At 51.3% G+C, this 25,644-nt stretch carries 19 protein-coding genes; 3 read left to right on the top strand and 16 right to left on the bottom strand.

Annotated elements, in window-relative coordinates; all coding sequences use genetic code 11:
- Positions 1–2 precede the first annotated feature (2 nt).
- The 7 genes from ABD796_RS35005 to ABD796_RS34975 form a co-directional block, all read right to left on the bottom strand.
- Positions 3–932 carry an ABC transporter permease gene (locus tag ABD796_RS35005; protein WP_379120774.1) on the bottom strand — a complete coding sequence of 310 codons (930 nt, stop codon included), beginning with the start codon at positions 930–932 and terminating at the stop codon, positions 3–5.
- A 196-nt stretch (positions 933–1,128) separates the two neighbouring features.
- A complete protein-coding gene (locus ABD796_RS35000) occupies positions 1,129–3,390 on the bottom strand; it encodes an AraC family transcriptional regulator (protein ID WP_344917313.1) in 2,262 nt (753 codons plus the stop codon).
- Positions 3,391–3,923: 533 nt separating this feature from the next.
- Positions 3,924–4,460 (bottom strand): NUDIX hydrolase, encoded by a 537-nt coding sequence (locus ABD796_RS34995; RefSeq protein ID WP_344917311.1) that lies wholly within the window; start codon positions 4,458–4,460, stop codon positions 3,924–3,926.
- A 168-nt stretch (positions 4,461–4,628) separates the two neighbouring features.
- Positions 4,629–5,591, bottom strand: a complete 963-nt coding sequence (locus tag ABD796_RS34990; RefSeq protein ID WP_344917309.1) for a creatininase family protein — start codon at positions 5,589–5,591, stop codon at positions 4,629–4,631.
- A complete protein-coding gene (locus ABD796_RS34985; protein WP_344917307.1) occupies positions 5,588–6,583 on the bottom strand; it encodes an aldo/keto reductase in 996 nt (331 codons plus the stop codon). Before ABD796_RS34985 ends, ABD796_RS34990 begins: the two co-directional genes overlap by 4 nt.
- Positions 6,584–6,780: 197 nt before the next feature.
- Positions 6,781–7,212, bottom strand: a complete 432-nt coding sequence (locus ABD796_RS34980; protein ID WP_344917305.1) for a threonine/serine exporter family protein — start codon at positions 7,210–7,212, stop codon at positions 6,781–6,783.
- Between the two features lie 31 nt (positions 7,213–7,243).
- The gene (locus ABD796_RS34975; protein ID WP_344917303.1) at positions 7,244–7,999 is read right to left on the bottom strand and encodes a threonine/serine exporter family protein; all 756 of its coding nucleotides are present in this window, start codon (positions 7,997–7,999) and stop codon (positions 7,244–7,246) included.
- Between the two features lie 797 nt (positions 8,000–8,796).
- On the opposite strand from ABD796_RS34975, the gene ABD796_RS34970 reads away from it, so the two are divergent.
- Positions 8,797–9,105, top strand: a complete 309-nt coding sequence (locus tag ABD796_RS34970; RefSeq protein WP_379120859.1) for a PadR family transcriptional regulator — start codon at positions 8,797–8,799, stop codon at positions 9,103–9,105.
- Entirely contained in the window at positions 9,086–10,294 is a 1,209-nt protein-coding gene (locus tag ABD796_RS34965) for a DUF2812 domain-containing protein (RefSeq protein WP_344917302.1), read from the top strand. Before ABD796_RS34970 ends, ABD796_RS34965 begins: the two co-directional genes overlap by 20 nt.
- Before the next feature lie 75 nt (positions 10,295–10,369).
- Here ABD796_RS34965 and ABD796_RS34960 read toward each other — a convergent pair whose 3' ends face one another.
- The 3 genes from ABD796_RS34960 to ABD796_RS34950 form a co-directional block, all read right to left on the bottom strand.
- The gene (locus tag ABD796_RS34960; protein ID WP_344917300.1) at positions 10,370–11,716 is read right to left on the bottom strand and encodes an ABC transporter substrate-binding protein; all 1,347 of its coding nucleotides are present in this window, start codon (positions 11,714–11,716) and stop codon (positions 10,370–10,372) included.
- A gap of 102 nt (positions 11,717–11,818) precedes the next feature.
- On the bottom strand, positions 11,819–12,796 hold the full coding sequence (locus ABD796_RS34955; protein WP_344917299.1) for a LacI family DNA-binding transcriptional regulator: 978 nt from the start codon (positions 12,794–12,796) through the stop codon (positions 11,819–11,821).
- Positions 12,797–12,986: 190 nt separating this feature from the next.
- A complete protein-coding gene (locus ABD796_RS34950) occupies positions 12,987–16,049 on the bottom strand; it encodes a TIM-barrel domain-containing protein (protein WP_344917297.1) in 3,063 nt (1,020 codons plus the stop codon).
- 219 nt (positions 16,050–16,268) lie between these two features.
- Here ABD796_RS34950 and ABD796_RS34945 point away from each other — a divergent pair, with 219 nt between their 5' ends.
- Entirely contained in the window at positions 16,269–18,101 is a 1,833-nt protein-coding gene (locus ABD796_RS34945; RefSeq protein WP_344917295.1) for a right-handed parallel beta-helix repeat-containing protein, read from the top strand.
- A gap of 212 nt (positions 18,102–18,313) precedes the next feature.
- Here ABD796_RS34945 and ABD796_RS34940 read toward each other — a convergent pair whose 3' ends face one another.
- From ABD796_RS34940 to ABD796_RS34915, 6 genes are all read right to left on the bottom strand, one after another.
- The gene (locus ABD796_RS34940; RefSeq protein ID WP_344917294.1) at positions 18,314–19,210 is read right to left on the bottom strand and encodes an amidohydrolase family protein; all 897 of its coding nucleotides are present in this window, start codon (positions 19,208–19,210) and stop codon (positions 18,314–18,316) included.
- Between the two features lie 28 nt (positions 19,211–19,238).
- On the bottom strand, positions 19,239–19,916 hold the full coding sequence (locus ABD796_RS34935; RefSeq protein ID WP_344917292.1) for an AAC(3) family N-acetyltransferase: 678 nt from the start codon (positions 19,914–19,916) through the stop codon (positions 19,239–19,241).
- On the bottom strand, positions 19,846–20,625 hold the full coding sequence (locus ABD796_RS34930) for a hypothetical protein (RefSeq protein ID WP_344917291.1): 780 nt from the start codon (positions 20,623–20,625) through the stop codon (positions 19,846–19,848). Before ABD796_RS34930 ends, ABD796_RS34935 begins: the two co-directional genes overlap by 71 nt.
- A gap of 546 nt (positions 20,626–21,171) precedes the next feature.
- The gene (locus ABD796_RS34925; protein ID WP_344917290.1) at positions 21,172–22,206 is read right to left on the bottom strand and encodes an IS630 family transposase; all 1,035 of its coding nucleotides are present in this window, start codon (positions 22,204–22,206) and stop codon (positions 21,172–21,174) included.
- A 288-nt stretch (positions 22,207–22,494) separates the two neighbouring features.
- A complete protein-coding gene (locus ABD796_RS34920; protein WP_344917289.1) occupies positions 22,495–23,916 on the bottom strand; it encodes an NAD-dependent succinate-semialdehyde dehydrogenase in 1,422 nt (473 codons plus the stop codon).
- 11 nt (positions 23,917–23,927) lie between these two features.
- Entirely contained in the window at positions 23,928–25,595 is a 1,668-nt protein-coding gene (locus ABD796_RS34915; protein ID WP_344917288.1) for a thiamine pyrophosphate-binding protein, read from the bottom strand.
- Positions 25,596–25,644 lie beyond the last annotated feature (49 nt).

The raw sequence follows: 25,644 nt of genomic DNA, 5'->3' as shown, positions 1-25,644 counted from the left end.
CTCTATAACAGACTTGTGCTGCTGAATTTACGGGCAATCTGGTTGACAGTCAGCAGCAAAATTAGATTGATGACCGAATTAAACAAACCTGCCGCACTCGAGAAGCTGTATTGACCTTCCATAAGTCCGCTTCGATACACATAGGTTTGAACGACGTCGGATGCCTCCAGGTTTAAGGAATTTTGCAGCAAGTAGACTCGTTCGAAGCCAATCGACATGAAGCTGCCGGTATTGAGAATCAGTAGGATAATAATTGTAGGCATAATCCCAGGGATGTTGATGTGCCAAATGCGTTGAAGTCGACTCGCACCATCGACAGTCGCCGCTTCATGAAGCTCCGGATTAATCCCAGTCAAGGCCGCCAAATAAATAATGGCCCCCCACCCTAGGTTCTGCCATTCGCCAGACAGCACGAAAATACTCTTAAACCATCCCGGTTCGGTCATGAATGAGATCGCATCTCCGCCGAGCAAACCTACGAATTTGTTCACAATTCCTGTAGATGGGCTTAAGAAAGCAACGATCATCCCGCTCATCACAACAACCGAGATAAAATGAGGCGCATATGTAACCGTCTGCACCGTTTTCTTGTACCAGTTATTCGAAAGTTCGTTCAAGGACAACGCCACAATGATGGATACCGGAAATAAAGCCAACTGATATAAACTGATGAGCAACGTATTTCGGATCAATCGACCGAAATAAACGGACTGAAAAAAACGTTCAAAATGTGCGAATCCTACCCACTCGCTTCCCCATATTCCCTTGGTGACTACATAATTCTTAAATGCGATTTGAACGCCGTACATGGGTACATACTGAAAAACAATAAAATAAAGGATCGCCGGCATTACCAAAATGTACAATGGCCAAGTCCGACTCAATCGTGATACGTGTATCTTCTTCACCCCCTTTATACTGTGGCGCAACATTCATCACACGAAGTATAAACATCCGGAGCCATACGCGTAAATATACCGTTCATTTTCGAATGTTCCGATGGTGACATGCCGTATTCCGGGATGTTCCGCAGATGATCGAGCATGTTCCGCATGGTAAAAAAAAGAAAGCCGAGCATTTCAGCCCGTCTTTCTTCCACAATTTCCGCCTATTAGGGGTCGCGTCGTACTAGTTCTTGGAATAAAGCTTACGATACTCACCAGGTGTAATGCCTTCTTGCTTGCGGAATTTCTCGATGTATTTCGAAACACCGATGTATCCAACAAGTCCAACAATTTCCTTTACCGAAAAGTCCGTTTCGACTAGCAACCTTTTCGCCTCTTCTTGCCTCAGCTGTTGCACATAATCGGTGAAAGTCATCCCTGTTTGTTCTTTAATAAATCGACTAAGATACGATGAAGATAATCTGAAATGTATGGCAAGCTGCTCCAGCGAAAAGTCAATGGATTGAAAACGGGACTGAATAAGCGTGATGACTTCATTCTGTAATCGCGTATTATTGCTCTCACGCTTCCGGACAACGTGATTGCAAATATCCTCTACCAAATGGCGAAGCAGCACTTCAAGCTCCGATAGCGATGTGAACTCCGCAATGTCGCGAATTTTATCCGTGTTGTCTACGATCCTCAACTCTCTCATCAATTTAAATACTGAATTGATCAGATCGGAGTATTTCAACCGTAGTATCGGCAGCGACTGCCCCCGTTGCGCGATGCTTTCGATAATAATACGCAACGTTTCCGTTGCAATCCCGGCATCCCCCTGCTTTAAGCTTTGAATGAACCGGATTTGATCCTCAATCGGATACCATAAATCATCGTGATTCCCGTTTTGGATATCGTCAAAAAAGATCACGCCCCCGCTTCCTTCGCGAATTCGGTATTCCATTGCCCCCGAAGCCTCGATATAAGACCGATTGATTAGCTTGGGCTCTGAATACATTTGTCCTACAGAAACCGTTAGCCGAGCGTCAATGCGACTAACCACTCGCTGCTGCAATTCCATCACCACCTTATGCCGCATTCGCTTCGTATCTTCATACTCATTTTCCAATGCAACAATGAGTACCATTTCGGTCTCCCAGTCCTGTTTGGCACCGTACGCTACGCCGCCATCGAATACGAAATGATTCAATATACGCGAAACTTCTTCCTTGTGCTCGGCGGAAAGCAATCCGATAGGCCCGTTCTCCAAATCCACGATCAGGACAAAATAGCAGTTCCCCTGCAAATATAAGTCATGCATGGAAATGCCTTTTTCTAATTGCTCATTGCTGAGCTTGCCTTGCAGCAAATGAAGCAGAAACTTCTCTTTCACGATTTCCTTCTGCAAATCAACTCGTTCAATTAACTCCAAATTGCTTCTATGTGTGGTGCGAAGCGTATTCCCGATAAAGTCCAGCTCGTTTTCAGCGAGTTGTTCGGCGGATCTTGGTAAAATGTTAAGCGCATTCTGGAATAAACGATCGATAGGTCTATATTGTCTTCTCGAAATGACCAGAGTACCTAAAATACCAACACAAATGAGGGTCGCTAAAACAAAATAAACTACAATCTTCATGCTGATAACGCGCGAAAGAAATTGCTCCGTCGGCATCAGCGTGACGAACGACCATCCGGTACGCTCCGAGTCGACATATGCAAGCGAATAGCTCTTGCTATTCCAGGCAATTTGCCTGATGCCTGGCGACCAGTTCTCTTGCCATACGTCCGCCAACATCGATTCCGTTATAGGCAAGCCGCTGTTCTTATACGCCATTACCCGCTTGCTTTCATCCAAGACAAAGATGCTTCCGCGAAGATCACCAAGCAAATTTCCAATCTGATTCGTCAAACTTTCACCATTGAGTAACAAGACGACTTTGCCATAATGCAAAAAGCTATTCTGAGGAATAGGAGAAACATAGGCAATCAAATTGGAATACTGGCCTTTAAGTTTTAAATTGACCGCCTGGATGAATTCGGAACCTAGCATGATATCCGAATCTTCTAACCACTGGGATATATCACGATCGGAAAAACGATAATACTCATTCGCCAACGTATCTTTGGACATCGTACCAAGCGTAGAATACAATTCCTCGTTCCCATAATAATATAAGAGGATATCTTCTAGATGGGGATTATAGGATTGATACCGTGCCAATTCACGTACAGATTCAAGTTGAGCGTATCCGTTTCGGCCAACCATGAGAGGCGTTAACTCTGGATCCATGGACAAATGCGTAGTCAGGGTATTCATCTCTTGCATAAGCTTATCGATTTCATCGCGCACAAGCTCCAATTGGCGCATATTGGTTCGTTCGATTTCATGCTGAAGACTCACAACGGCGTTGTAATAAACCATTCCTCCTAAAATCAGAAAAGGAATTGTATAAATTAAAAAATAAGTCAGCCAAATTTTCTGTTTTAGACTTAGGGATCTTTTCACGCGCCTCTGACCGCCTTCCGAGTAACTCACAACATGTTCATGCACAAAAAATCCGCCTTTTGGCGGCCAATTTACGAATATATGTTCATGTCATCTGACAACTGCCTTTTTATGATCTTGACCAAGATTCGTTCCAACAGCTGGTAACGGCCTTTTGCGGCCTTTGATCGATCGATGCCGGGCAGCCCTGTCGTAGCGGATCGGCTGTTCGATTCCCGGCCCCTAGCGGCTGGAAGGCAAAAAAAAGGAGATACGACCGAATGTATACGGTTGTATCTCTTCCGGCTGTCCGGTCAAACATACTGCTACGCGGTTTTGTAATATAGTAAACAAATAGATTAACTTGGAATAATCGAATTTGACTAATAGTAGCACGCAATCGGTCACCAGTCAATGTTTAATCCAAGTTTTCCGCCTGGTATTAAAAAACGCTGTATGGAGAAACGGAGTCTGCCACACCGATGCGCGATCGTCCGTACACCTCTGCTTTCTGAAATTTGGGCTTCTAGCGTACCGGCGCGGAACCGATTACATTATTCTTCAACTGAATTTCTGATTTGATGGGCTAACCAATATAGCTCGGCAAGATCAGAACGACCCATCTCTTTAAATCTTTTTACTGCTTCCTCAATATCAACTACTTCTACTGCAACAACTTCTTCTCCGCCTTCGGGATTCAATGGTTTGGTAACGATGTTGACTTCCCCAGTTCCCATAACTCTTACGAAATGCGGAAAAGGAAGATGGGGTCTGTACGGTTCCTTCGCATGATTGAAACAATCAAAATGACCAAATATACGATAATGAATCAATTCAGCTCCCAATTCTTCCATTACTTCTCGCCTTAAGCACTCCAAATAAGCTTCATCGGGTTCTAATGTTCCACCGGCTAACTCCCAGTCTCCATTGGATAATTTCATCATGACATACTGATCCATAACGGTCGGAACAATACTAATATTACTGACCAAAGATTCTTCAAATTGAGAATTTAGCACAAATTTCCATGAGACTGTTCCACTAGTCATCGGCTGATTTAAAGTCGGGAAGTTCGTTAAATTATTTGTCATCCCTGGCCACACCTCCTCCTTGTTCAATGCTGCTTTAGTTATTGCTTATCCTTATACCTGTTGAATGAATTGCCTCTTCTTTAAGAGTACTACCGAGGGGTTGTCTATTCCTTCTTTAAGATAAAGAACTCCAGAAACATGTGAATGTCGCTGGAGTTCTTTTATAATCTATAGTTTGCAAGTTTTACATGCACATCGGCCACAAGCCTTCGCTTTTGCACCAGAGCCGTATTGCATTTGTACGCGCTCGTGAGGCTTCCAACGCGACAGCTCCGAAACTGACTCTTGACCTGCCCTCGGTTGCAACGTCGCCCATTGCTCCGGATTGCTTTCGGCAGAACGCACGATCTGCTGCCAGATCTCTTCTATAAGCTCTATAGGGAGCGGGGTAATCTCCTCGCTAGGTCCGGTTTGACGATTCAGATCGGCAGCGACTCGTGTTAACTCAGCTTCGCAAGCCAAAATGATCTGCTCGCCGTATTCTCGCGTAGCTTCCTCCGCATCTTGTCCGACAGCAAGCCTCCCCCCGGCGCCTGCCACAGATTCCAACGGTTTCTTGGACAGATCGACGAGGTCGGGGCGAATGTGCATCAGAGCGGAGATTTCGTATTTTCCTGCATGATCGCCGACGAAAGTTCCTTGAGTCAAATCGAAATCCGTTCCATACCAAATCCGCATGTTCACGCGTTCCATAAACAGATTCGTTATGTTTCGAAGATCGTGCAGATGAGCACCGCCATGCCCGGATAAAATAATAGCGTGCTGAAAGCCGGCATTATAAAACGCCCGCAGCTGGTAGAGGTAAAAATGGTAAAAGATAAAGGAAGGCACGGACGTCATATGCGGGTTGTTCTCCCCGACATTCTCTTCCAAAAATCTCGCCGAAGGTCCGACTTCGTGGATGTGGTAACCCATCGTCGGAGCAACGATGCCGCCGATTTTTTCAGCAACGCTTCTGCACAAGTGCTCCGCTTTGAACGTGTCCAATCCAAATGCGCTAATTTGCCCATGCGGCTCGCACAATCCTAGCGGCATGTAGACAAGGGGACATTGCTGCAACCGGCTTTTGAATTCGGACGGAAAAAGCTCAGCCCATACTACTTTCGGAGTGTCTCCCGATATACTTCTCATAAGTGTCTCCTCGCATGGTAGAAGTGACGAATCCAACGCTCTCGAATCTTCATCGTTTCGAAAATATCGTCAGGCAGAGGAGCTTTACGGCTTGCTTCAATGTTCTGCGCGGCATATTCTTTTACCTGCATGGAAGAAATGGCAACCGTTACGCCGGGATGATGAAGCACGAATTTAATGGCCAGTTCCGTCAAGGTTTCTGCATATTGCGGGATATACCGACGAAGCCGTTCAACCTTCTCCAGATAGACATGTCTCGGTAAGCAATCAAAGTAGTTATACCGGTAATCGGTACTCGGGAACACGGTATCTTCCTTCAAAAAACCGGTCAATCCGCCTTCGTCTAAAATCACTCTTGCAATGACCGCTACTTGATGTTCGTGACAGATCGGAACCAAACAATCCAATGCCACGGAATCGAAAATATTAATGACTGTCTGAACGGAATCGATAACACCCGCTCTCACTAGCGGAATCGCATGATCGTGCCGGTGATCCGGAAGGGAGACGCCGATGTATCGAACTTTCCCTTCTTCCTTCAGCCGAAGCAGCTCCTCCATCCAATAGTCGGACGAGTCCCACTGCGGCCAATAAATATGCAGTTGAATGAGGTCGATGGCGTCAATGTCCATTTGCTGAAGCGACTTCTCTACGCTGGCCCGAATCGAACCTTGCGGATAGGCCGTATCGACCGGAGCCGGAAAATGAAAGCCTGCTCCCGGAAGCGAATGAGGAGTCGCGGAGGCGGCGGCTTTGGTAGCGATAAACGGCCGTTCCCCCTTCCATTCCTTCAAGGCTTTACCGATAATTTCTTCCGATCGTCCGTATACTCGGGCAGTGTCAATAAAATTCACACCATTCTCCAAGCTATACAAAATGGAACGGATCATGGCATCGTCATCTTGTTTGCCGAAAATGCCGTCCAAACCCATAGCACCAAAGCCGAGCCTGCTTATGTTTTCATCGGATCGTGCGAACGTGGAAAGCTGCAACGGTTATCCCCCCTACTGTAACGTTTAGTTAGTTATAGCATGGCGGACATCGCAATACTTCGCTAACCCGTACAAAAAAGTTGTATTTTTGTTCAAGGTATAAAGGCAAAGGCACAAAACCAAAAAACAAAAAGAGCGAACAAGAGAAAATCTCTCCGCTCGCTCTATGTGTCATTCTCTGCCTATTTGGAGTCCCCCTACAGTTTGAGCCTGCGCCGCGCAAACGGATTAAGCACCTCGGAAAAGACTAGCCCGAGCGCGATTGCGCCGGAGATAAGCAGCGCTTCCGACGCAAGCTGAAGCGCCGTGTCGTAATGGTTTTCCACGACGTTGCGCATCGCGTCGTAGGCGGTGCCGCCCGGCACGAGAGGAATGATGCCAGCCGCGCTGAAACCGATGACCGGCATTTTGTACAGCTTCGCCAGCAACTGGCTCGAGACGGCGACCGCAAATGCCGCCGCCAGACTTGCCCCAATCGCATTAAGCCCGGCCTGACCGCACAGCACATACAGCATCCAGCCGAGCATGCCGACAAATCCGCAATGCGCCAGGCGTTTGGCGGGAACGTTAAACAGGATTCCGAATCCCGCCGAAGCAATGAAGCTTGTGACCCATTGATCGATACCCAAGGCCGTCCTCCTTATCTACCGCAAAATGCGGTCAAATGGATAATACGAGCGCAATACCCGCTCCGATCGCAAATGCGGTGAGAAACGCCTCCGCTCCCTTGGACGTGCCCGATAGCAGATGGCCGGCCATCAAGTCCCGCACGGCGTTCGTGATCAGAACACCGGGAACGAGCGGCATGACCGAGCCAATAATGATCTTGTCCAAATCGTGCCCGAGTCCGTAATAGACAAATAGGCGGGAAATGGCCCCGAGTACAAAGGCCGCCAAAAATTCGGCGAAAAACTTGACCGCCACGAAACGGTGAATCCATACGAAGGCGACATAGCCCGCTGCCCCGGCAAGCACAGCCGGGATGAAGTCGGGCCAACCGCCACGAAACATGATCAGGAAGCAGCCGCTGACGAGCGCCGCGGCGGCCGCCTGCAGCGCTAAGGGATAAGACCGCTTCTCTTCATCCAGTCGCTTCAGCCGTTCGTACGCTTCCTCCGGCCGTACCCCGCCTTCGACGATTTTCCGCGAAATGTCGTTGACCTCGGCCAGCTTGCGCAAGTCGGTTGAACGCTCCGAAATCCGGAAAATGCGCGTATTCGGCTCATGACCGTCGATCGAGAACAATATCACCGTCGGCGTCACGAAGCTGTGCGCGTTCGGATAGCCGAGCGCCGACGTCAGGCGCATCATCGTATCTTCGACGCGAACCGTTTCTCCCCCGCTTTGTAATATCATTTTGCCGGCTAGCAGGCAAATGTCGATCGCCTGCTTCGCTTCCACAGACTCGCAATCCATCCGCAATCCTCACTTTCGATAAGCATGAAACGTTTGTCCGCTTGCTACCAGCTTATTACGGCGAAGGCGAATATTCAACTCCCGACTGAAAATGAAACGAGATCCGGGATTAATGCAACGAGGACTCGCTCCTATGTACCAGCTTGATTCCACAAAAATAAAAAGCCGCTCATTGTCGAACTGATCCCGACCGTATACGCAACGATCCTGGAACTCAAGCAAAAACTGCGCGGCGAACAAGGGGTCGCGTTTCAAAGCGTTAAGCCCCGATCCTGCGGACAAATCGCAGTATAGGTTCGGACAGCTTCGCATGAGCTGAACGACTTTCCCGCCGGGCGCGATGCTTCCTGTCGGATAATTGGATGCCCCGCTCTTACTTCCGCTTTTTTTACTGTGACCTTGTCTACAAGGAAATCGGTTTCACTACATGCGAGGTCGGCTGCTGACACTGTCCTTACAGTTTGTAAGGCGGCTTTTCTGGCAGACACGAGCATCCCTCCTTTTCGACGATCTATCATTTTACAACAACTGATTTATATATGCCAGGAGTGCAGCCGCGCATTCTGACTCAACTTCCCACCATCGTTCAACTAACGCGGATCATGAGTCGCATGCCGCAAGCCGTGGATTCCCAGCATGGACATCTCGCTGCTTTTTGTATTTTATTGTTGAATACTATGTCACGTCGTGATATAGTCGAAGCACGACGTATTTACCTGCGACATAGTCAAACGGGTACAAAGACACGGGGGGTGGCTATTCTGGACACTGAAAAGGTGCTAAAAAAGTATGTACCCATGACAGAAACGGCGTTTTACATTCTCCTTTCTTTAGTTCAACCGTGTCACGGATATGGAATTGTTAAACACGTGGAAGAAATGACCGATATGCGAATTCGATTAGGCTCAGGCACCGTATACGGAACTTTAACAAAAATGCAAAAAGACGGGGTTATAACCGTATTTGCCGACGAGGAACGAAAAACGGTATACGAAGTGACTGAGATTGGACATAAATTAATCACTGCTGAGATCGATAGACTTAAAGAGCTGTACCACAATGCATTGAAATACGGGGAGGGTTTTCATGATTACAAAAGTATTTAGGCCATTCTGGAGCTACGATGTGCAGAAAACCGAAGAGTGGCTCTCCTCTATGGCAGAAAAAGGTCATGAAGTCGTAAAAATAAATCGAGGAACACGGCATTTTTTCTTTCAGCAAGGCGAGCCAACAAAAAGAACGTACCGGATCGGGTTCAATAAAATGAAAACCAATCCGCTGTCTAGAGTTTTATTAGATGATAGATGGGTGATGGTTTTGCAGTGTGGAAACTGGTATGTAACGGCGAATGAACAACCTCTGGATCAAATCAAGACCTTCCCGGTACGCGAGAGTATAGTCAAACATAATAGGACGATGCTGTACATTTTCGCGAGTGTTTTACTTTATTTAACGGTCATTGCTGCATTTAATCTTATCCTCGGTTCGGTATTATTTTTCCAAGATATACCTGGTCATTTTGTCGAAAGTCCTCTTTGGCTCTTAACCTACTTTTCAATAGGAATGGGAATTGCCCTATGGGTACTTGCACTTTATTCTGTTATTAAAATTAATCAGACCAACAATACATTGATCGGAGAAAACAGACAACGGAAGGAACTGCAGGGGAAGGGGCAAGTTGAAAGAAGGCTAAGCAAGGATGAAGAGAAGCGGTTAAGACGTTCAGGTCAACTCATTGTGAAGAGAAGACTTGGATGGATGTATGCTCCGGATAAGCTTGAAAAGTGGCTCGAAGCAATGGAAGAACAGGGGCTTAATCTTTATCGTGTTGGTAAAACAGGAACCGTTTTTTATTTTACAACGGGAAATCCTCGTAAAGTAAGTTATTGTGCCGATTATCAAAATATTGCTGATGAAGGCTACTTCTACATTCACAGAGATGCCGGCTGGAAGAGTGCTTTTACTTCCAATTCATCTATTCAAAAATGGACCCTATGGAGCCGTGAATATTCAATGGGCGAGGAACAGCCACAAATCTACAGTGATAAATCAGATCAATTAAAACATGCTAGGCGCATAGCCATTACCTATTCTTGTATGTTTCTTCCACTGGTCATTTTTTATATTTTAAACATAGGGTCAAATATTCACCTGATGTCCAATCACACTCTGGATAAATTGCAGATTATAAACATGACTTTGTTTGTACTATTGATTCTAAATTTTGGTGCATTCTCAATCCGAACTTGGCTGTATTACAGGCGACTAAGCAAGCGTTATAAGTACGGTTTGTGATGAAAACGAAGCCCGCGCGATCGACTCCGATGCACGGGCTTGTTTTCTTTTTGCACGACGTTCATACCGATTCGCTTACTTGCCCTGCTTCTGCTTGAAGTCGGCAATCTGTTTCTTCGCGTCCTCTTCCGCTTGTCTCATCGCGGTGTTCAGATCGACCGTGCCGATTTGCGCCTTCGTGCCGTATGCTTGATACACGCCGGCAAGCTGCGCTTCGTATGCAACGAGCGGAGGGATCGGCGCGAACTTGTTGTAGAAGACGGCCCCCCAGTTTTTGTCCTTGAACGGCGAATCCTTGCCCATCTCCTTCTGGATCGCTTCGTTTTTGAGTACGGGCATAATGCCTTTGCGGGCAAGCTCGGTCTGGAATTCGTCCGACACCATATATTTCAACACTTCCATAGCCGCTTCTTTGTTTTGCGCCATCTTCGTAATGCCGAAGTAAGCCGGATACGACTGCGAGCCGATGCCAGGCATATCTTGGAAGGTCGGCATGGACACCATGTCCCAATCGAGCTCCTTGAACTCTTTTTCCCAGACGGTCATAAGGGTGGAGACATAGTTGAACATCGCGACATTTTTCGTTTTGGCGAATTCCGCCGCCGACGGCACCTTGTTTTCCTTGGAGATCGCTTCCTTCACGCTAGCCTCTTGAGTGGGGTTAATAAAGACGGTTTGGAAAAACGTTTTCCATCTGTCATCGGTGTTGATGCTTGGTGTATCCGTTTTCAAATCCGCCAGCGGAATCGATAACTGCCTCATTCTCACCGAATGTGTCGACGATTGGGTCAAACCGTAATACTGCGTCCCGCCTTCGTTGCGGCTCAGCTTCTTGGACAGCTCCGTCACTTGCTCCCACGTCATGCCGTCCTTCGGATAGGCGGCTCCGAACTTGTCGAACAACGACTTGTTGTAGTACAGAATCAAGTTCGTGTTCGAGATCGGCAAGGCGAACATTTTGCCGCCCGACGTTTGCTTAATGGCCTCGATGATCGACGGCTCGAACCGGTTCAAATCGAGCTTGCTGCTGGCGATAAGGCCCGACATATCGTACTCGATGCCGTTGTCGAACGCGGAACTTTCAAAATTGCCGATCGTTTGGAAAAAAATATCGAAACGCGTACCGGATGCAAGCAGCTCCGGCAAATTCGTCCCTTGCCCCTTCATGATGTACTTGATCGTATAATTCGGGAACTTCTTGCGGATGGAATCGCCGAACCGGTAATCGAAGCTTTCCGTCGGATCGCCATTGTTCGAATAAAAAATAATTTCCGCCGGCTCCTTCGTAATGTCCTTCACCGGCTTCTCCGCGCCCTGACCTTCGCTTTCCTTGCCGTCATTTGTGCCGGCGCCGCCGGAGCAAGCTCCGAGCAGTGCGGCCGTCATCGTGAGCATGACGATCATATGCAAGCTTTTCTTCATTGAAGATACCCTCCCTGATTTTGTAAGTACTGTTTCAAATTCGTATTGGCATTTCTTTATTGCCGACAGTAACCGATTACTAGATGCGCAAAAGCTAAGGCTCTACAGGCCTCTGTATGGGATAGTCGAGTTTCTCGGAGTAAGCCTCGACTTGATCTCTTCTTCTACCCAGCGCGGCCCGGCCGCCGGGCCCGTTCCCGTCAATATATCGAACGATCTTGTCGCAAGCTCGGTAATGGAAGGGCCGACCGTCGTAAGCGGAACGTCGAAAAATTGCAGCTGCGTATCGTCGTAGACGACCATCGATAAATCGTCGGGAATCCGGATATCCAGCTTGCGCAGTTCCCCGGATATTTGATGAAGCGTCCCGTGGCAATCGACGACGATGCCAGTCGGCCGGTTATCGCTGCGCATCATATTGCCCAGCTTCGATTTCCAATCGGGATCGCCCGTGGTCACCGTATGATCGGGATTGTAATCCAGCTTCAGCTCCGCCATGCATTGTATATAGCCGTGGTACTTGTCGAGGTCGGGTATATCGATACCGACAAATGCAATCCGCTTATGACCGAGATCGGCCAGATGGCGGACCGCATCGCGAAATGCGCCGACCCGGTCGATCGTAATGCTGTGGGTTTTATCCGTTCTCCAGCCGCCCAGCAGCAGCATCTCTCCGCGAAACCGTTCCTTCTCCTGCAAAAACTCGAGAGTCGGGTTCCAACCCGGCCGCCAAAAAATGATGTAATCGACAAAGTATTGGTTGAACGTCCGCAGCGCTTCTTCCGGTCTCGCCATCGACAATATGACCTTCAAGCCGCGGCGGGCCGCTTCCTCCTGCAGCTCGAAGCTGAGATCGAAAAAAAACATTCCTTTGATTCGCGGCCAAATAAGACCTACCGTATCCGGCTGACGCTGAACGAGCTTCTTGGCCGCAAGGCTCGGGACGTAGTTCATTTCCTCCGCGAGCTCTTTAATTTTTTGCCGCGTTTTCTCGCCAACCCCCGGCTCGTCGTTCAGCGCTCTGGATACGGTTACATATGTGACTCCGGCAGCTTTGGCGATATCTTTGATCGTAACCAAGCGATCTCTTCCTTCATCCTTGTATTTTAAGCCAAGGATAGCACACGTTAAATCAAAACTCAATAACTTAATTTTATAAACGTAAATTCATTATAAAAACTATAACGTTTAAGTAAATTGCAGAACATGATCCGAATCTCTGCGTTACCGCTTGGCATTCTCCTTTTGATCGGTGATTTGATGCGAGAGGTTATCGCTCCCCATAGTCCCGTTCCTGTTTGAAGCTGACCGGCGGTCCCCCCCAATATTTGCTGAATGCTTTGGAGAAGTTTCCGGTATCCTTAAAGCCGCAACGGGCCGCGGCATCATATACTTTGTGACCGTCCCTCAGCAGCTTCTTCGCCCGCATCATCCGCATCGAGATGACATAGTCGTAATAGTTGCCGCCGGTTTCCTTCTTGAACAGCCGGCTAATATGAACCGGATGCAGCGCAAAATGTTCGGCCATCGCATTCAGCGACAAGTCCCGCTCCGGCTCCCGTTCCGCCAGCTCCATCAGCTCGCGAACAACCGGATGTTTCGCCGCGGGACGGTGCGCTTCCATATGCCGGACGAGCCGGCGCAAGAGCCGCTGAAGCAGTTCGTAGCCTTGTTCGGACATTTGCAGTTGCGCCATCTCGTATGCTTCCTCTTCCATGCTCTTAAACGCATCCGCTGTGGCCCATCCGCTCTGCTCCGCCTGCCGAACGATCAGATGGCAGCCTTTCATAACGTGCAACTGCCAGACGGCGGTGGTTGCGGACGAATCTTGCTTCATTTTCGCCTCCCACCATACGGCCAATGCCGATTCCGCCATCCTCAGCTCACCTGAGTCCAAAGCGGCGGCAAAAGCATCGTCCGCTTCAAGGTCATGTGAAGCGGCGCAACCCCCGTCACCGGCGGCAGCGCCCATCCCCCGGCCATGAGCACGGGCCGTTTGCCCGCCGAACGGATCGACTGGCGCCGTTGTTCTTAGCTTGACCCCATCGCGAGCGGCGGCCGAACGGCCGCTTTTCGGCGGATACACGATTTCGATGCATACGCCCGCCTCGTCGAACTCCGTTTCCGTCACATGCAGCCTGACCGCCCCCGCCATTCGATCGTATCGCCAACCGCGGAACAGATCGGCTTTGTTCCGCGCCGTCAGGTCCGGAAGTCTCTCCCCGCCTACACGGACCGCTGCGGGCTTGACGCTAGCGCGGATAATGAGCTCATAGTTGCGCTTGACCGCCATGCGGGCATAATTCCCTTCGCGCTTTGCGAGGCGCACCGTCGTCGCCGCTTGATCCGACGCGCATTCCATACGCGTCCAGGAGGCAGCCCCTGCCAAGTGGTCGAACGTGACGCCGTCGTCCTCATACAAGAGAAAGCTGCAGTGAGCGCCGGGGTATATATCCAACGTTATCGTCTCGACCGGTTGCTCCCCGACATAGTCCATCGGCGGCCACATCGGAATAATCGCCCCGGCGCGCACGAATAGGGGCCCGCCCGCTTCCGGAGGGACGCTGCAATCGACTCGGCACGGACCACTATATCGTTTCCCCGTCCAATAATCGAACCAGTCTCCTTCCGGCAAATACACGCTTTCGGTATAAACGGCGACGAGCAAAAAATCGCCCAGCATATACTGCCCGTCCAACTCCCGGCAATGCCGGTCTCTCGGATACATCAGCGGCATAGCCCGCGTAATCGGCATTCCGGTGCGTGTGGCTTCGTGAGCGGTCGAGTACAAATACGGGATCAGACGGTAGCGCAATCGCGCATAGCGTTGAAACAGCTCGTGCAACGGATGCTCCAGAAAGTCCGGATGCTGGAAATGATCCATACTATTGATTCGCGACCATGCCAGCAAAAAATCGGCGTGGATGCCTTCGCGCGAAATGAGATGCATGTTCGTGGACGTATGGACATGACCGGAAAGGCCGTAATTGAGTATCGCCACGATCGCATGCTTCGCCGTGTAAAACGTCCCCGTCGTGCTGGCCGCAAACCGCTGCATCCCCAAGTAACCTTTCTCTATATGGATCGCCGGCCGTCTGTTCGTCTGCTTCAAGAAGCCGAGATACATTTGCTTGCTGAGCAAAACCGGATAAAGATTGTGCAGCTCGGCACTGCTCATGCCATTGCCCCATTCTCGCCCTGTATCGCCGTGCAGCGGTTTTATCATGTCCAGCACGAATGCGGATACACCGTCATCGACAAACTTGCGCAAGTGATCGTACCACGACTCCTCGCGAAGAAGCTCCCCGCCCTCTCTGTAACCGTCATTCCGAGCTTCCCGTTCGGCTTCCGAATGTTCTCGGGCCATCCGCTCTTCGAGTACCGTCAAATCGTAATCGCAGTCCAAAGTCAGGCTCAGCTTGAACCCTTGTTTGTGCAAAATCCCGATGAACGAGACTTGTCGCAGCAGATCGTTCGCGCTTGTCGGGAATCGCACCGGATGCCATCGTTTGGCGGTCGAGTAGTCTTTTTCCTTCTCCATCCAATCGGCGTTTAGGCCGATCAGATCGCACGGAGTCCCGGCGCGGCGAAATTTGATCGCATCGTCCAGCACATCGCGAGCGCTGGACCCGATCCGGGAACAAAAGTTCAGACCGTACATCCAGATGGGCAGCAGGGACGGCTTTCCCGCAACGTCCGTGTAAGCGTTAAGCAGCTCCGCATAGTCGCCTCCGACGAAAAGAAACAAGTCCAGCTCCCCGGTCGCCCCTTCGATACGCAGCTCGTTTTCGCTCGAAGCTCCAATATCGAACAAATGGCGCCATGTCGTATTCACCATAACTGCCCAGCCACACGAGCTCATGAGGAAAGGAATCGGAGCGCTCGCCCACAACTGCTTCTCCGCCCACATCTCGACGCGCAGGCCGCGCCGTTGCAGCCGCTCCGGGGCTACGTTGCCAAGCCCGTAGAGCGCCTCGTCGCCCTGCAGCCGAAAGCGTACGCCGAACCCGGACTTCTCGCTCGACCAGGGAGAGGCGCTCGTCGCAACCCTCTCATCCCCATCCGCCCCGAACAAGCGAAACTGCCCGTCCCTGCCGTCCATTCGCAGCACCGCCTGCTCGGTCCGAAGTTCCGCGACGGTGGCGGGAGGCATCACGCCAATATCTTCCTCCAACCCCAAGACAGCGCTTACAATTTGATAACGCATTAAAGCGGGCTCCGCAAAAAGCCCCGTTTCATTCAACCGGATCCGGAAAATGGTTGGCGCAACCGTCTGTACGCGCATCCATCCTCCGTTCGCAAGCGATAGCAAGAAATCTTTCCGCTCCCCCATCCCTAAGCCTCCTTCCGTTGCCTCCATTATAGCATGGCGAAACGACGATGTTTAAAATTCACATGAAAAATGAACGATGATTTGGTTAAAAACTTACATTGTCCCGTCTGCAAATACCATGTACGGCTCTCCTAGAGGTCCTCTATACTTGAATTGCGGCAATCTTCAGATATCGATTACCGGGTATCTCATTCTATTATTAGAAGGAGGAGCATGAGGATGGCAAACTTGACGAGAAGAAAGCTGCTGGCCGCCATCGGCGCCACAGGTGCGGCGACCCTGTTTTACAAAGCTTCCGTTGGTGCGACAAGCGGAGTGGAGCAATCGGTTTGGCAGGCGACCTATGGCGGTGGATTGGCATCCAAACATTGCGTTTCGACAACCATCAGCGAATTAAGGGCGGAAACAGCCCCAGTGGAAGGGGTTGGCTATTATGTCACCGAACCGGGAAAGGAAGGGTTTTTCCTTTATGATCCCGCAGACACCGCATCGCCTGACAATACCGGAACGGTTCTCGTCTCGACATCGGGCGCCCGCTTCAAACGGATTGTGGAGCAGTCGTTTGTAAACGCGAAATGGTTCGGTGCCGCGGGGGACGGCACGACCGACGATACGGCGGCGATCAACGCAGCTATCGGCAACGGCAATGTGACGGTATATATTCCGAAAGGAACGTATATGATCCGGGCCGACGCCACAAGCGTGGGCCAATTGAGCGCGGGCATTCAGGCGAAGGACAACACGACCATCGTGATCAGCCCGTCGGCCGTATTGAAAGCGCTACCGGCGGCGACGCCAAGGTATACGATCATCAACGTTTTCGGCAAAACCAACGTCACCATCGAAGGCGGAGGCAAAATTCGCGGAGAGCGAAACGAGCATTCGGGCACGACGGGACAATGGGGTTACGGCATTGCCATCGGCGGATCGGACCACGTGCTGGTTCGCGACTTGCATATCGCGGATTGCTGGGGAGACGCCTCCGTGGTCGGATACTACTTGACCCAGAGCAACGCCGCCCGCAACATCACCTTCCAAAATGTGTACTGCGACAATAACCGGAGACAAGGAATCAGCGTCACTTGCGCCGAGAACGTACGGATCGAGAGCTGTACGTTCGCCAACACACACGGACAAGCCCCCGAACATGGCATTGATCTCGAACCGGACCCCGGCAGCTTTGTTCGCCGCGTGACCGTTGCCAATTGCTTATTCCAAAACAACGCCGGCGGCAGCTTTACGATGAACGGTACGTTAGGAGCGGTCGAAACCATCGAATTTGTCGGAAACACGCTTATCGGCCCCAAAGCCCGTATTAGCGGGCTGCTGACGCAAAACACCGTACTGAAAGGCAACATTCTGTCCGACTCGACCAACCGATCGTTGTGGATCAGCAAATCGACCAATTGTACGATCGAGGGAAACCTGATTCAAAATTGCGACGGCATCGGCATCTGGCTGGAAAATGTAAGCTCGATCAGCGTCACGAACAACCATCTCTACAATATTGCGACCAACACCATTCGGCTTTCCCTCAACACCAAATATTGCTTGGTGGCCAACAACGTGATTGAAGAAAGCGGAAACGCGGCATCAAGCACAAGCATTATGGTGACGGACAGCGCAAGCTTCAATACCATCCAGGGCAACACGGTGCAAAACCGGTTCAAGCACGCCGGACAGGCTCAGGGCGGAACAACCGCTTCGATTGTGCTGGACAATGACGCTTCCGCCTCAAGCGGAGAATACAACACGATGACGGTTTATTTGGTTGGCGGAACCGGCGCGGGACAAAAAAGAAAAATTTCATCCTACGACGGAACGACGCACACCGCCGTGTGCACGCCGGCCTGGGCCGTCGCCCCGGACACTTCGTCCGAATTTGAAATTCGCTACGGCCCAATGGACGGTATACGCGTGCACTTGCCGTCGGCCAAATACAACGTCATTCACAACAACCAGCTTCTGTTCGCCGCAACGCTCTACAATTCCAACGGGGTCGCCGATCAGGGAACCGGTACGTCCGTACTCGGAAACGTTTCGCTGGAATAGCGGCGAGGCTCCCCGTTACGAGGACACGATCGTCGCGAACTCCGACAACGGGAAACTGAAAGCGCTCCCTTACGCCAACATCCTCTTTGCGCTTTAATTCGACATACAAATTCAATGCCGGCTAAAGCCGGCGCTGAATTTGTCGCCGACGCTCCAGCAATGAAAAAAAGCCCCGACAAGCACACTTGAGCTTGTCGGGGATGATTCCAATCTTACAATCCTAAAAATGCGATCGCATTTTCCCGGGCAATTTTATTAAATACGGTTTCGCTGATTTTTTTCGAATCGCGCCATTGAATCAGCGTATCGACCAAATCCACCGGCATAGTCTTCGTGCAAATATCGGTTCCGAAAAACAGCCGGTCCTGGAACTCGGTGAGAAACTTCGGACCGTATTCGGGATCGCGGGCTATGGCGTTATGAGCCGTAAAGTCCGACAAATCTCCGTACAGATTCGGGTACCTGCGGAACAAAGTAGGCACGACCCCTTCTTCCTCGATCGGACCGCTAGGCAATCGGCCCACTTGACCGCCCTTCAGGTTGAATAGAAACGAGCGTTCTCCCGGAGTCCGAAGCCGGCCGATTTCCGCCCAGAACACCGGACCGTGCCCGAAGATGGCCAAATTCGGGAACCTTTGCAGCGTATGCTCCAGCTGCGGCAAACCAGGGTCGTCATATAAGCCGAAATCTCCCGTTTTCTGATCGGAGCCGTCGAAGACAACCGGAAGGCCTACCCGTTCCGCACACCGGAATAAATTTTGTACAAGGGGGTCCATCAATTCGGCGTTAAGCATTACTTCTCCGACCCCTTTGCAGCCTTTCTCCTTATAGTAAGCAAGCACCTTATCGAGCGGAGCCTCCGCCGAATTGGTCAACGCGCGCGGATCGATATTGCAATACGGGATAAACCTGTCGGGATATTGCTCGGCCATATCCAGAATGTCTTCATTGGCTTGCGGGAAATAGATTTCCGGGCTGACGACCGGCAGCAGGACGCCCTTCTCGATCCCCAGCTCGTCGTAGCGCTGAATCAGTTCCTCCGCCGTGCAGAACTGAACGACGAAAGGTACCGGCTTTCGGTATGCATGGGCATGAATATCGATAAACATGAAAATTCCTCCTCTTGGTTCAACTCATCTAATGGTTTACATCCTGTTCGAGCCACGCAAGAAACGCATCGTTAAACCATTGTTGTGGATTGTTCTTAAATACTTCCAGCACCTTGTCGACGTATTCGTCGGCCTTGACGCTCGTGAAAAGCGAGTTGCCGCATGTCGTATAAGCGACTAGGCCAAGCTCATCCAGCATGGCTTGCGTTTTGATCGCATCGTGAAACGGCCAAACTCCCGGAACGTTATGTCTCGCTATTTTCGACATGGCCAAGCATTTGTTTCCGGGGTCCCTGATCGTACTGCAATAATGCTCAACAAGCGCATACTCGGCAAAATGCTTGAACGTGTTGTACACCGTATCGATGCCGATAAAGACGATTCTCGCTTTATGCAGATACATCTTCTGCCACGGCGACGAATAGGAGAAGCAGTAGTCGCCGAAAATACCCATTCGCGGACCGTAGGCGGAATGCTCGCTTGTAAGTTCGGCCGCCCGTTTCCCCCATGCGGCAACCGAATGCGTGGCCTGATCGCTCCGAAAACTGTCCGGCAGCAGACGGAACGTTTCGGTTATATGGCCCACGTCGGAAGGGGAAGTGTGAATATCCCAATTGCGATAAGCATTGGCAAAATCACGCTGCACGAGCGTCGGAAATACGACGGTGCCGTTTTCCGTAACAACTTCTTTGATCGCGTCGATCACGCTTAGCGGGCCTCCGTCTACATGGCCTAAGCTTTTTAATGAAGAATGAATAAGAACGGTATCCGCCTGACCGACTCCAACCTCTTGAAAAGCGCGGACGATCAAGGGCGTCCAGTAACTCCGTAGACGGCTGCTTGATCTGGACCAATAGTTTTTGCTGCTCGTCCCATGCATATATATCGTAAAAGTTCACTCCGTAGAGCTTTCCGCCGGGCAGCATCTGAAGGTTCATCCAGATGGCCCCACCCTGCACCGCATTGTCTTGCCGCCATAGCAGGTTTCCGTTCCGATCTAGGCAAAGCAAAGACAAGGAAGGCCCGGAGATGGATACAGACGGCCTTACTAGTGCATATACGTTTCCCGAAGCATCCAAAGTCAATCCGGCTTGCATCACTTCGATTCCTGCAGGGTATATATTCTGAAAGGACCAATTCACGCCGACGGGTCCGACCGAAACGACTCCCCCGCCTGTTTCCAAAATGAGATTGCCTTCTTCGTCCCCGGCTCCGAAGTACGGCGTTACCGAATTGGTCGGAAAGCGCTGCTCCATCACATGATCCCACAACAGTTGTCCCATATCCCGCTTAAGAGCTACGATATACCCGGCCTTTTCAGTCATTGCGCCATTGACGATTTCCGGGCACTGCACGCCGAAAATTGTACCGTATTTCCCCATCATCAATGCCCATGCCCGGCAAACAGTCTTCATGACTATTCGTTTCCTTTCAGTAGCATCAAATCCATTTCTTGTTATGTTAGACGCTCCGCTTCCTCGAAAGTTACGATCCCAATCCTGCCCGGCTATTGGAGGCGCACCGGTAACGACAGCCGTTTGCTCGGTGAGGGCTTCCGGATCCGTACGGTGGCAGCCGGTCGCGTGCATATTGAATCCGTAGCCGCGGCGCCGACGGCCGTGCATGAAGCGAACGTTCGGAGAGTTCGGCTTTGCGAGGAACCGGCCAAGTGCGTCAAAGAGGCGTACGGAGCCGCGTTCCGGCGGGACAGAAAGTTAATCAACAGTCACAGCAATCCACAATTCGGGATGGACTTAGAATGACTGAGCGTACTTGTACTTCGATCTGAAAAAAATCCTGATCTGAACGTGAATAGGGCTGCCAGTCTTTATGCTGGCAGCCCACGTTATTCTGGTTCATTTTTTTAACTTTCGTACCCATCCCCGCAGTTCATGTCATCCTTCTCCCAGGGGAATGAAGGCGCAGCTTTAAAAAAACAACTATATAGAACGCAATTAAGATCATAACCGAACAAGCAGACGATCGATGGTTTGCATGGGATGCTTATTGATCCGCTTCATGAATTGGCTCACATGAAGCCTGATCGTATAGAACTTTTCAAAGAAGATGTTATTGACCACGTCTGCTTTGAGCCACAGCCATAGCCCTTCAACGGGGTTAAGGTTTGGACTGTAAGGCGGCAGGAAGACTAACTGTAAACGAGGATGTTTTTTGAGAAACGGCTGTAAGGCTATGGCATGATGAATTCGACTGTTATCCAGAACAAGAGCCATTTTTCCAGTCGGGTACGCCGTGAGAAGATCTTCAAGAAAGCGAACAAAAGCCGCTACATCCGCTTTCTCTTCTTCCCGGTGATGCACCTGACCGGTTTCGTAGTTAATCGCTCCAAACAACTTGGCTCCTTCATGCTTGCCGTATGTCGGCACTTTACGTTGTTTGCCGCGCGGGAACCAATTGTATTGCAGCGCTTGATAGGAACGGATCATGGATTCATCTTCAAATAACAGATGATCGATTTCTTCGACCTCCACTTGTTTCTTGAGCGCAGTAAAGGTTTGCTTACGAAAAACAGCTTGGGCATCCGGATCGGCCTTGGCCAACGAATAAGTCGCTTTGGTAAAGCTGAAGTTCATCCGTTTGAGCATCGCACTGATGCCACGTACACTCATGTTGACGCCGTACGTCATCTTGATCCACTCGGCTACCAGCGGAAGGGTCCAGGTATAGCGCGCTTCAAAGCCAACATCGACTGGTGTCTTTTGTTCCAGCATGGCGCCGAGCTCACTACGTTGCTCATTCGTGAGCTTCGGCGGTTGTCCGGGAGAATGGTCCATTTCCAGCCCGGCAAGACCATGCTCCTGATAGGCTTGCCAATAAAGGCTGATTGTTTGGCGCGTCCGATTGAGTAAATGGCCAATCTCCTCAAACGAGTGACCTTCAAAGCGAAGGCGGACTGCAAGGTACCTCTCGTAAAGTCGTTTATCTGATGTTTCTCTCATGAACACATTGAGTTGCTCGATTTTTGCAGCACTCATTTTTCATCACCACCGGGTTTTTGTTACTATTCATTACCCCATTTGGTGCTTGGCGTGACTTTGTTCGTTTGTTACTTGCGTTCTATATAGCCGCGTTTTGTTTCGTTATTCCCATTTTAGCTGGTCGGCTCTCATCCGCAGACTTCCCATGTATTGTCCGGATAAACAGCAAACTACAGCCAAATCATCCCCCTAAAACCATACCAGTGGCAGAGGGACGATCTAGTCTTGATGAAAGGGAGGTTAACTAGGCAGGCGATCGATGAGAAGTTCGCCTCCGATTTTTTATCATCCAATGTTCAGAGAAACGTATTTCACCTCGGTGAATTCCTCAATGCCCCAGTGTCCGCCCTCTCGGCCAATGCCGCTTTCCTTCATGCCTCCGAACGGCGCTTGGGCTGTGGCGGGCAAACCGTCGTTCAAGCCGACAATGCCGTACTCCAAGCCTTCCGAGAACTTGAAAGCCTCTTGAAGGTCTTGGGTGAACGCATATGCCGCCAAGCCGTATGGAGTTGAATTTGCCCTTCGTATGACTTCCTCCGTCGTCCGGTAAGTCGCAATCGGTGCGATCGGGCCGAACGTTTCCTCCTGCATGCACAGCATGTCGTCGCTAACGTCCGTGAGGACCGCAGGTCGGACGAAATACCCCTTCCCACATACCGAATCCTCCGGGGTTACCAGCTTCGCTCCTTTGGATAGCGCATCCCGCAGATGCTCTTTCACCTTGTCAACAGCGGCTTGACTGATGAGCGGACCGATGGTCACGCCCGTCTCCATGCCGTTCCCGACTGTCAGCTTCTCTACTTCCGCCTTTAGCCGGTCTACGAACTCGTCCCGGATCGACTCATGGACGAACACTCGGTTTGGGCACATGCACGTTTGCCCGGCGTTGCGGAATTTAGGGGCAATAAGCTCCTTCACCGCCAGATCCAGATTCGCGCTTGGCGCCACGATGAAAGGTGCATGGCCGCCGAGTTCGAACGAAACCTTCTTCACTGTGTCGGCAGCTTGACGCATCAGCAACTTGCCGACACGGGTTGAGCCCGTGAAGGAAATTTTGCGCACCCGCTCATCCGCCATCCAAGTTTCGCCAATTTCGCGGTCGTTACCGGTCACGATGTTGATCACGCCTGCCGGTATACCCGCCTCATGCGCGAGCGCGGCCAGCTTGTATGCCGTGAGCGGCGTCAATTCTGAGGGTTTGACGACGACGGTGCAGCCGGCCGCGATCGCCGGACTGACCTTTCGGGTGATCATAGCCGCCGGGAAGTTCCATGGCGTGATTGCGGCGATGACGCCGACGGGCTGCTTCAGCACAAGAATGCGCTTGTTCGGTGCGGACGCAGGCACCGTCTGCCCGTAGATGCGTTTGGCTTCTTCCGCAAACCAGGAAACGAAGCTGTTCGCATAGAGGACTTCGCCGACCGCTTCTTGCAGCGGCTTGCCTTGCTCCAGCGTCATGATACGGGCGATCTCTACTTTATTTTCCAGAATGAGCTGATGCCATCTCATTAGCAGAGCCGACCGTTCGCCCGCGGTTCTGCTTCTCCAAGCGGGAAGCGCCGCTTCCGCGGCCTCTACCGCCATCAAAGCTTCTTCTTTTCCTGCATAAGCAACCGTTCCGACCTCTTCCAGCGTGGCCGGATTTTCCACCTTGATCCGCCTCTCCGTCTCGATCCATTGTCCGTTGATATATAAGTTCGCGTTCATCTCAGCCTCCTTCAGGTCTTCACCGCTACGTCCAGTACATACGGTCCCGGCGCCTCCAGCCCCCTACGCAAGGCATCGGCCAGCTCGTCGGGCTTTGTCACTCTCTCCGCAGTCACGCCGAAAGCTTCCGCGATCTTGACCAGATTCGCGGGACCGTTCAAATCCAGACATTCTAGGAAATCGGCACCGAGCGGAGCGCCCATCGCCTGCATCCCCGTCTTCAGCACATGGTAAGCACGGTTGTTCACGATGATGAACAATACGCGAGCTTTGCTGTTTACGGCGCTGTACAAAATTTGCGGGTAATATAGGAAAGTGCCGTCTCCCGACACATTCACGACAATCCGATCCGGTTCGGCGATTGCCGCGCCGACCGCTTGGGCGGCTCCGTGACCCAGTCCGCCACCCTTACCGGCTGTATATTGTTTAGGTTCCCAGAGAGGAACGTAATCCGAGAAAGCGGATGAGCCCGAAACCGCCTCGTTCACGATCGTGAACTTGCCGTCCTGTGGCAGAAGCTTCGCCAGCTCCGCCGCAACGAGCTTCGCGGAGATTTGTCCGGTACCGCGATCAGCGATCAACGCGGTGTCCAGTCTCTCACGCCTTGCCCCCGCCAGCGCCTCCACCTTCTTGTGCCTTTCCTCAATCGTTTGCCGGTATGGACCGGAACTTCTTTTTACGATAGCGATTAACGCCTCTAGACTCGCCTTCAGCTCTCCCCAAGCGCCGATGCCGCCGATGACGTTTTTGCCGATCTCCCACGGATCGTCGCTTAGGTAAGCCATCTCCGTACCCGGCGAGACCAAGCTTCCGCCGTTATCGTAGAGCGTCACAGGCGCCTGGGCGCTAACGCCGATATAAAAGAGTAGATCGCTTCCGCTAAGCGATTGCCGAATTTGCTTGGCGTTAAGAGGAAGGGTTCCTAGGAAAAGGGGATGACGATTGTCCGCGTTTTGCCGCGTTGGCATACCCTCGGCGATCACGCCGATACCCAGAAGTTCTGCAAGACGCACCACTTCTTCGTGGGCACCGGCATCTCCGACGCCATCGCCAGCCACGATAAGCGGCCGTTTTGCGGTCAGGAGAGCTTGAGTGATTTCTTCGAGAACGGCCTGCTCCGCGACGAAACCGGAGGCGACCTTCGTCGACGGAGCCATCCGGTCGATCGTCGCCGGCGCCAGAGAGACATCGTACGGGATTGACAGGAAGACCGGGCCGTGTGGCGGCGTCAGAGCCACTTTGAAGGCGCGATGTAGTGCGATCGGAAGCTCTTCAGCGTGCCGTACCTCGTGCGCCCACTTGGTCATGCTGCGCACGAGGCCGACATGGTCCCCTGCCAAAATCGGCTCTTCGATCAGTATGCGGGTATGATGCTGACCTGCGATCACCACAAGCGGAATGCCGGCCCGAAACGCGTTATACAAGTTGCCCATACCATTCGCCAAGCCGGGTGCGACGTGGAGGATGACGACCCCGGGCTTGCCCGTCTGTCTGGCGTAGCCCATGGCCATGCCGACCGCATTCGCTTCGTGCAGCGCGGTAACGTACTCGATCCCCGGATATTTCGGGAATCCGTCGATGAAGGGCAGTTCGGACGTGCCGGGATTTCCGAACGCATGCGACACTCCGTAATGTTGGAGCAGTTGAAACAGCAAGTCTCTTCCCAAGACGGTGCTCATGATACCGGCTCCTTCCTGTATGCGATGTCAGTTATGAACGTATCCGGGA

It is taken from the genome of Paenibacillus hodogayensis, from assembly GCF_039536325.1.
GTDB classification, from domain to species: Bacteria; Bacillota; Bacilli; order Paenibacillales; family NBRC-103111; genus Paenibacillus_AB; species Paenibacillus_AB hodogayensis.
The sequence above is the reverse complement of the archived record's forward strand: the minus strand, read 5'-3'. Positions and strand labels throughout refer to the sequence as shown.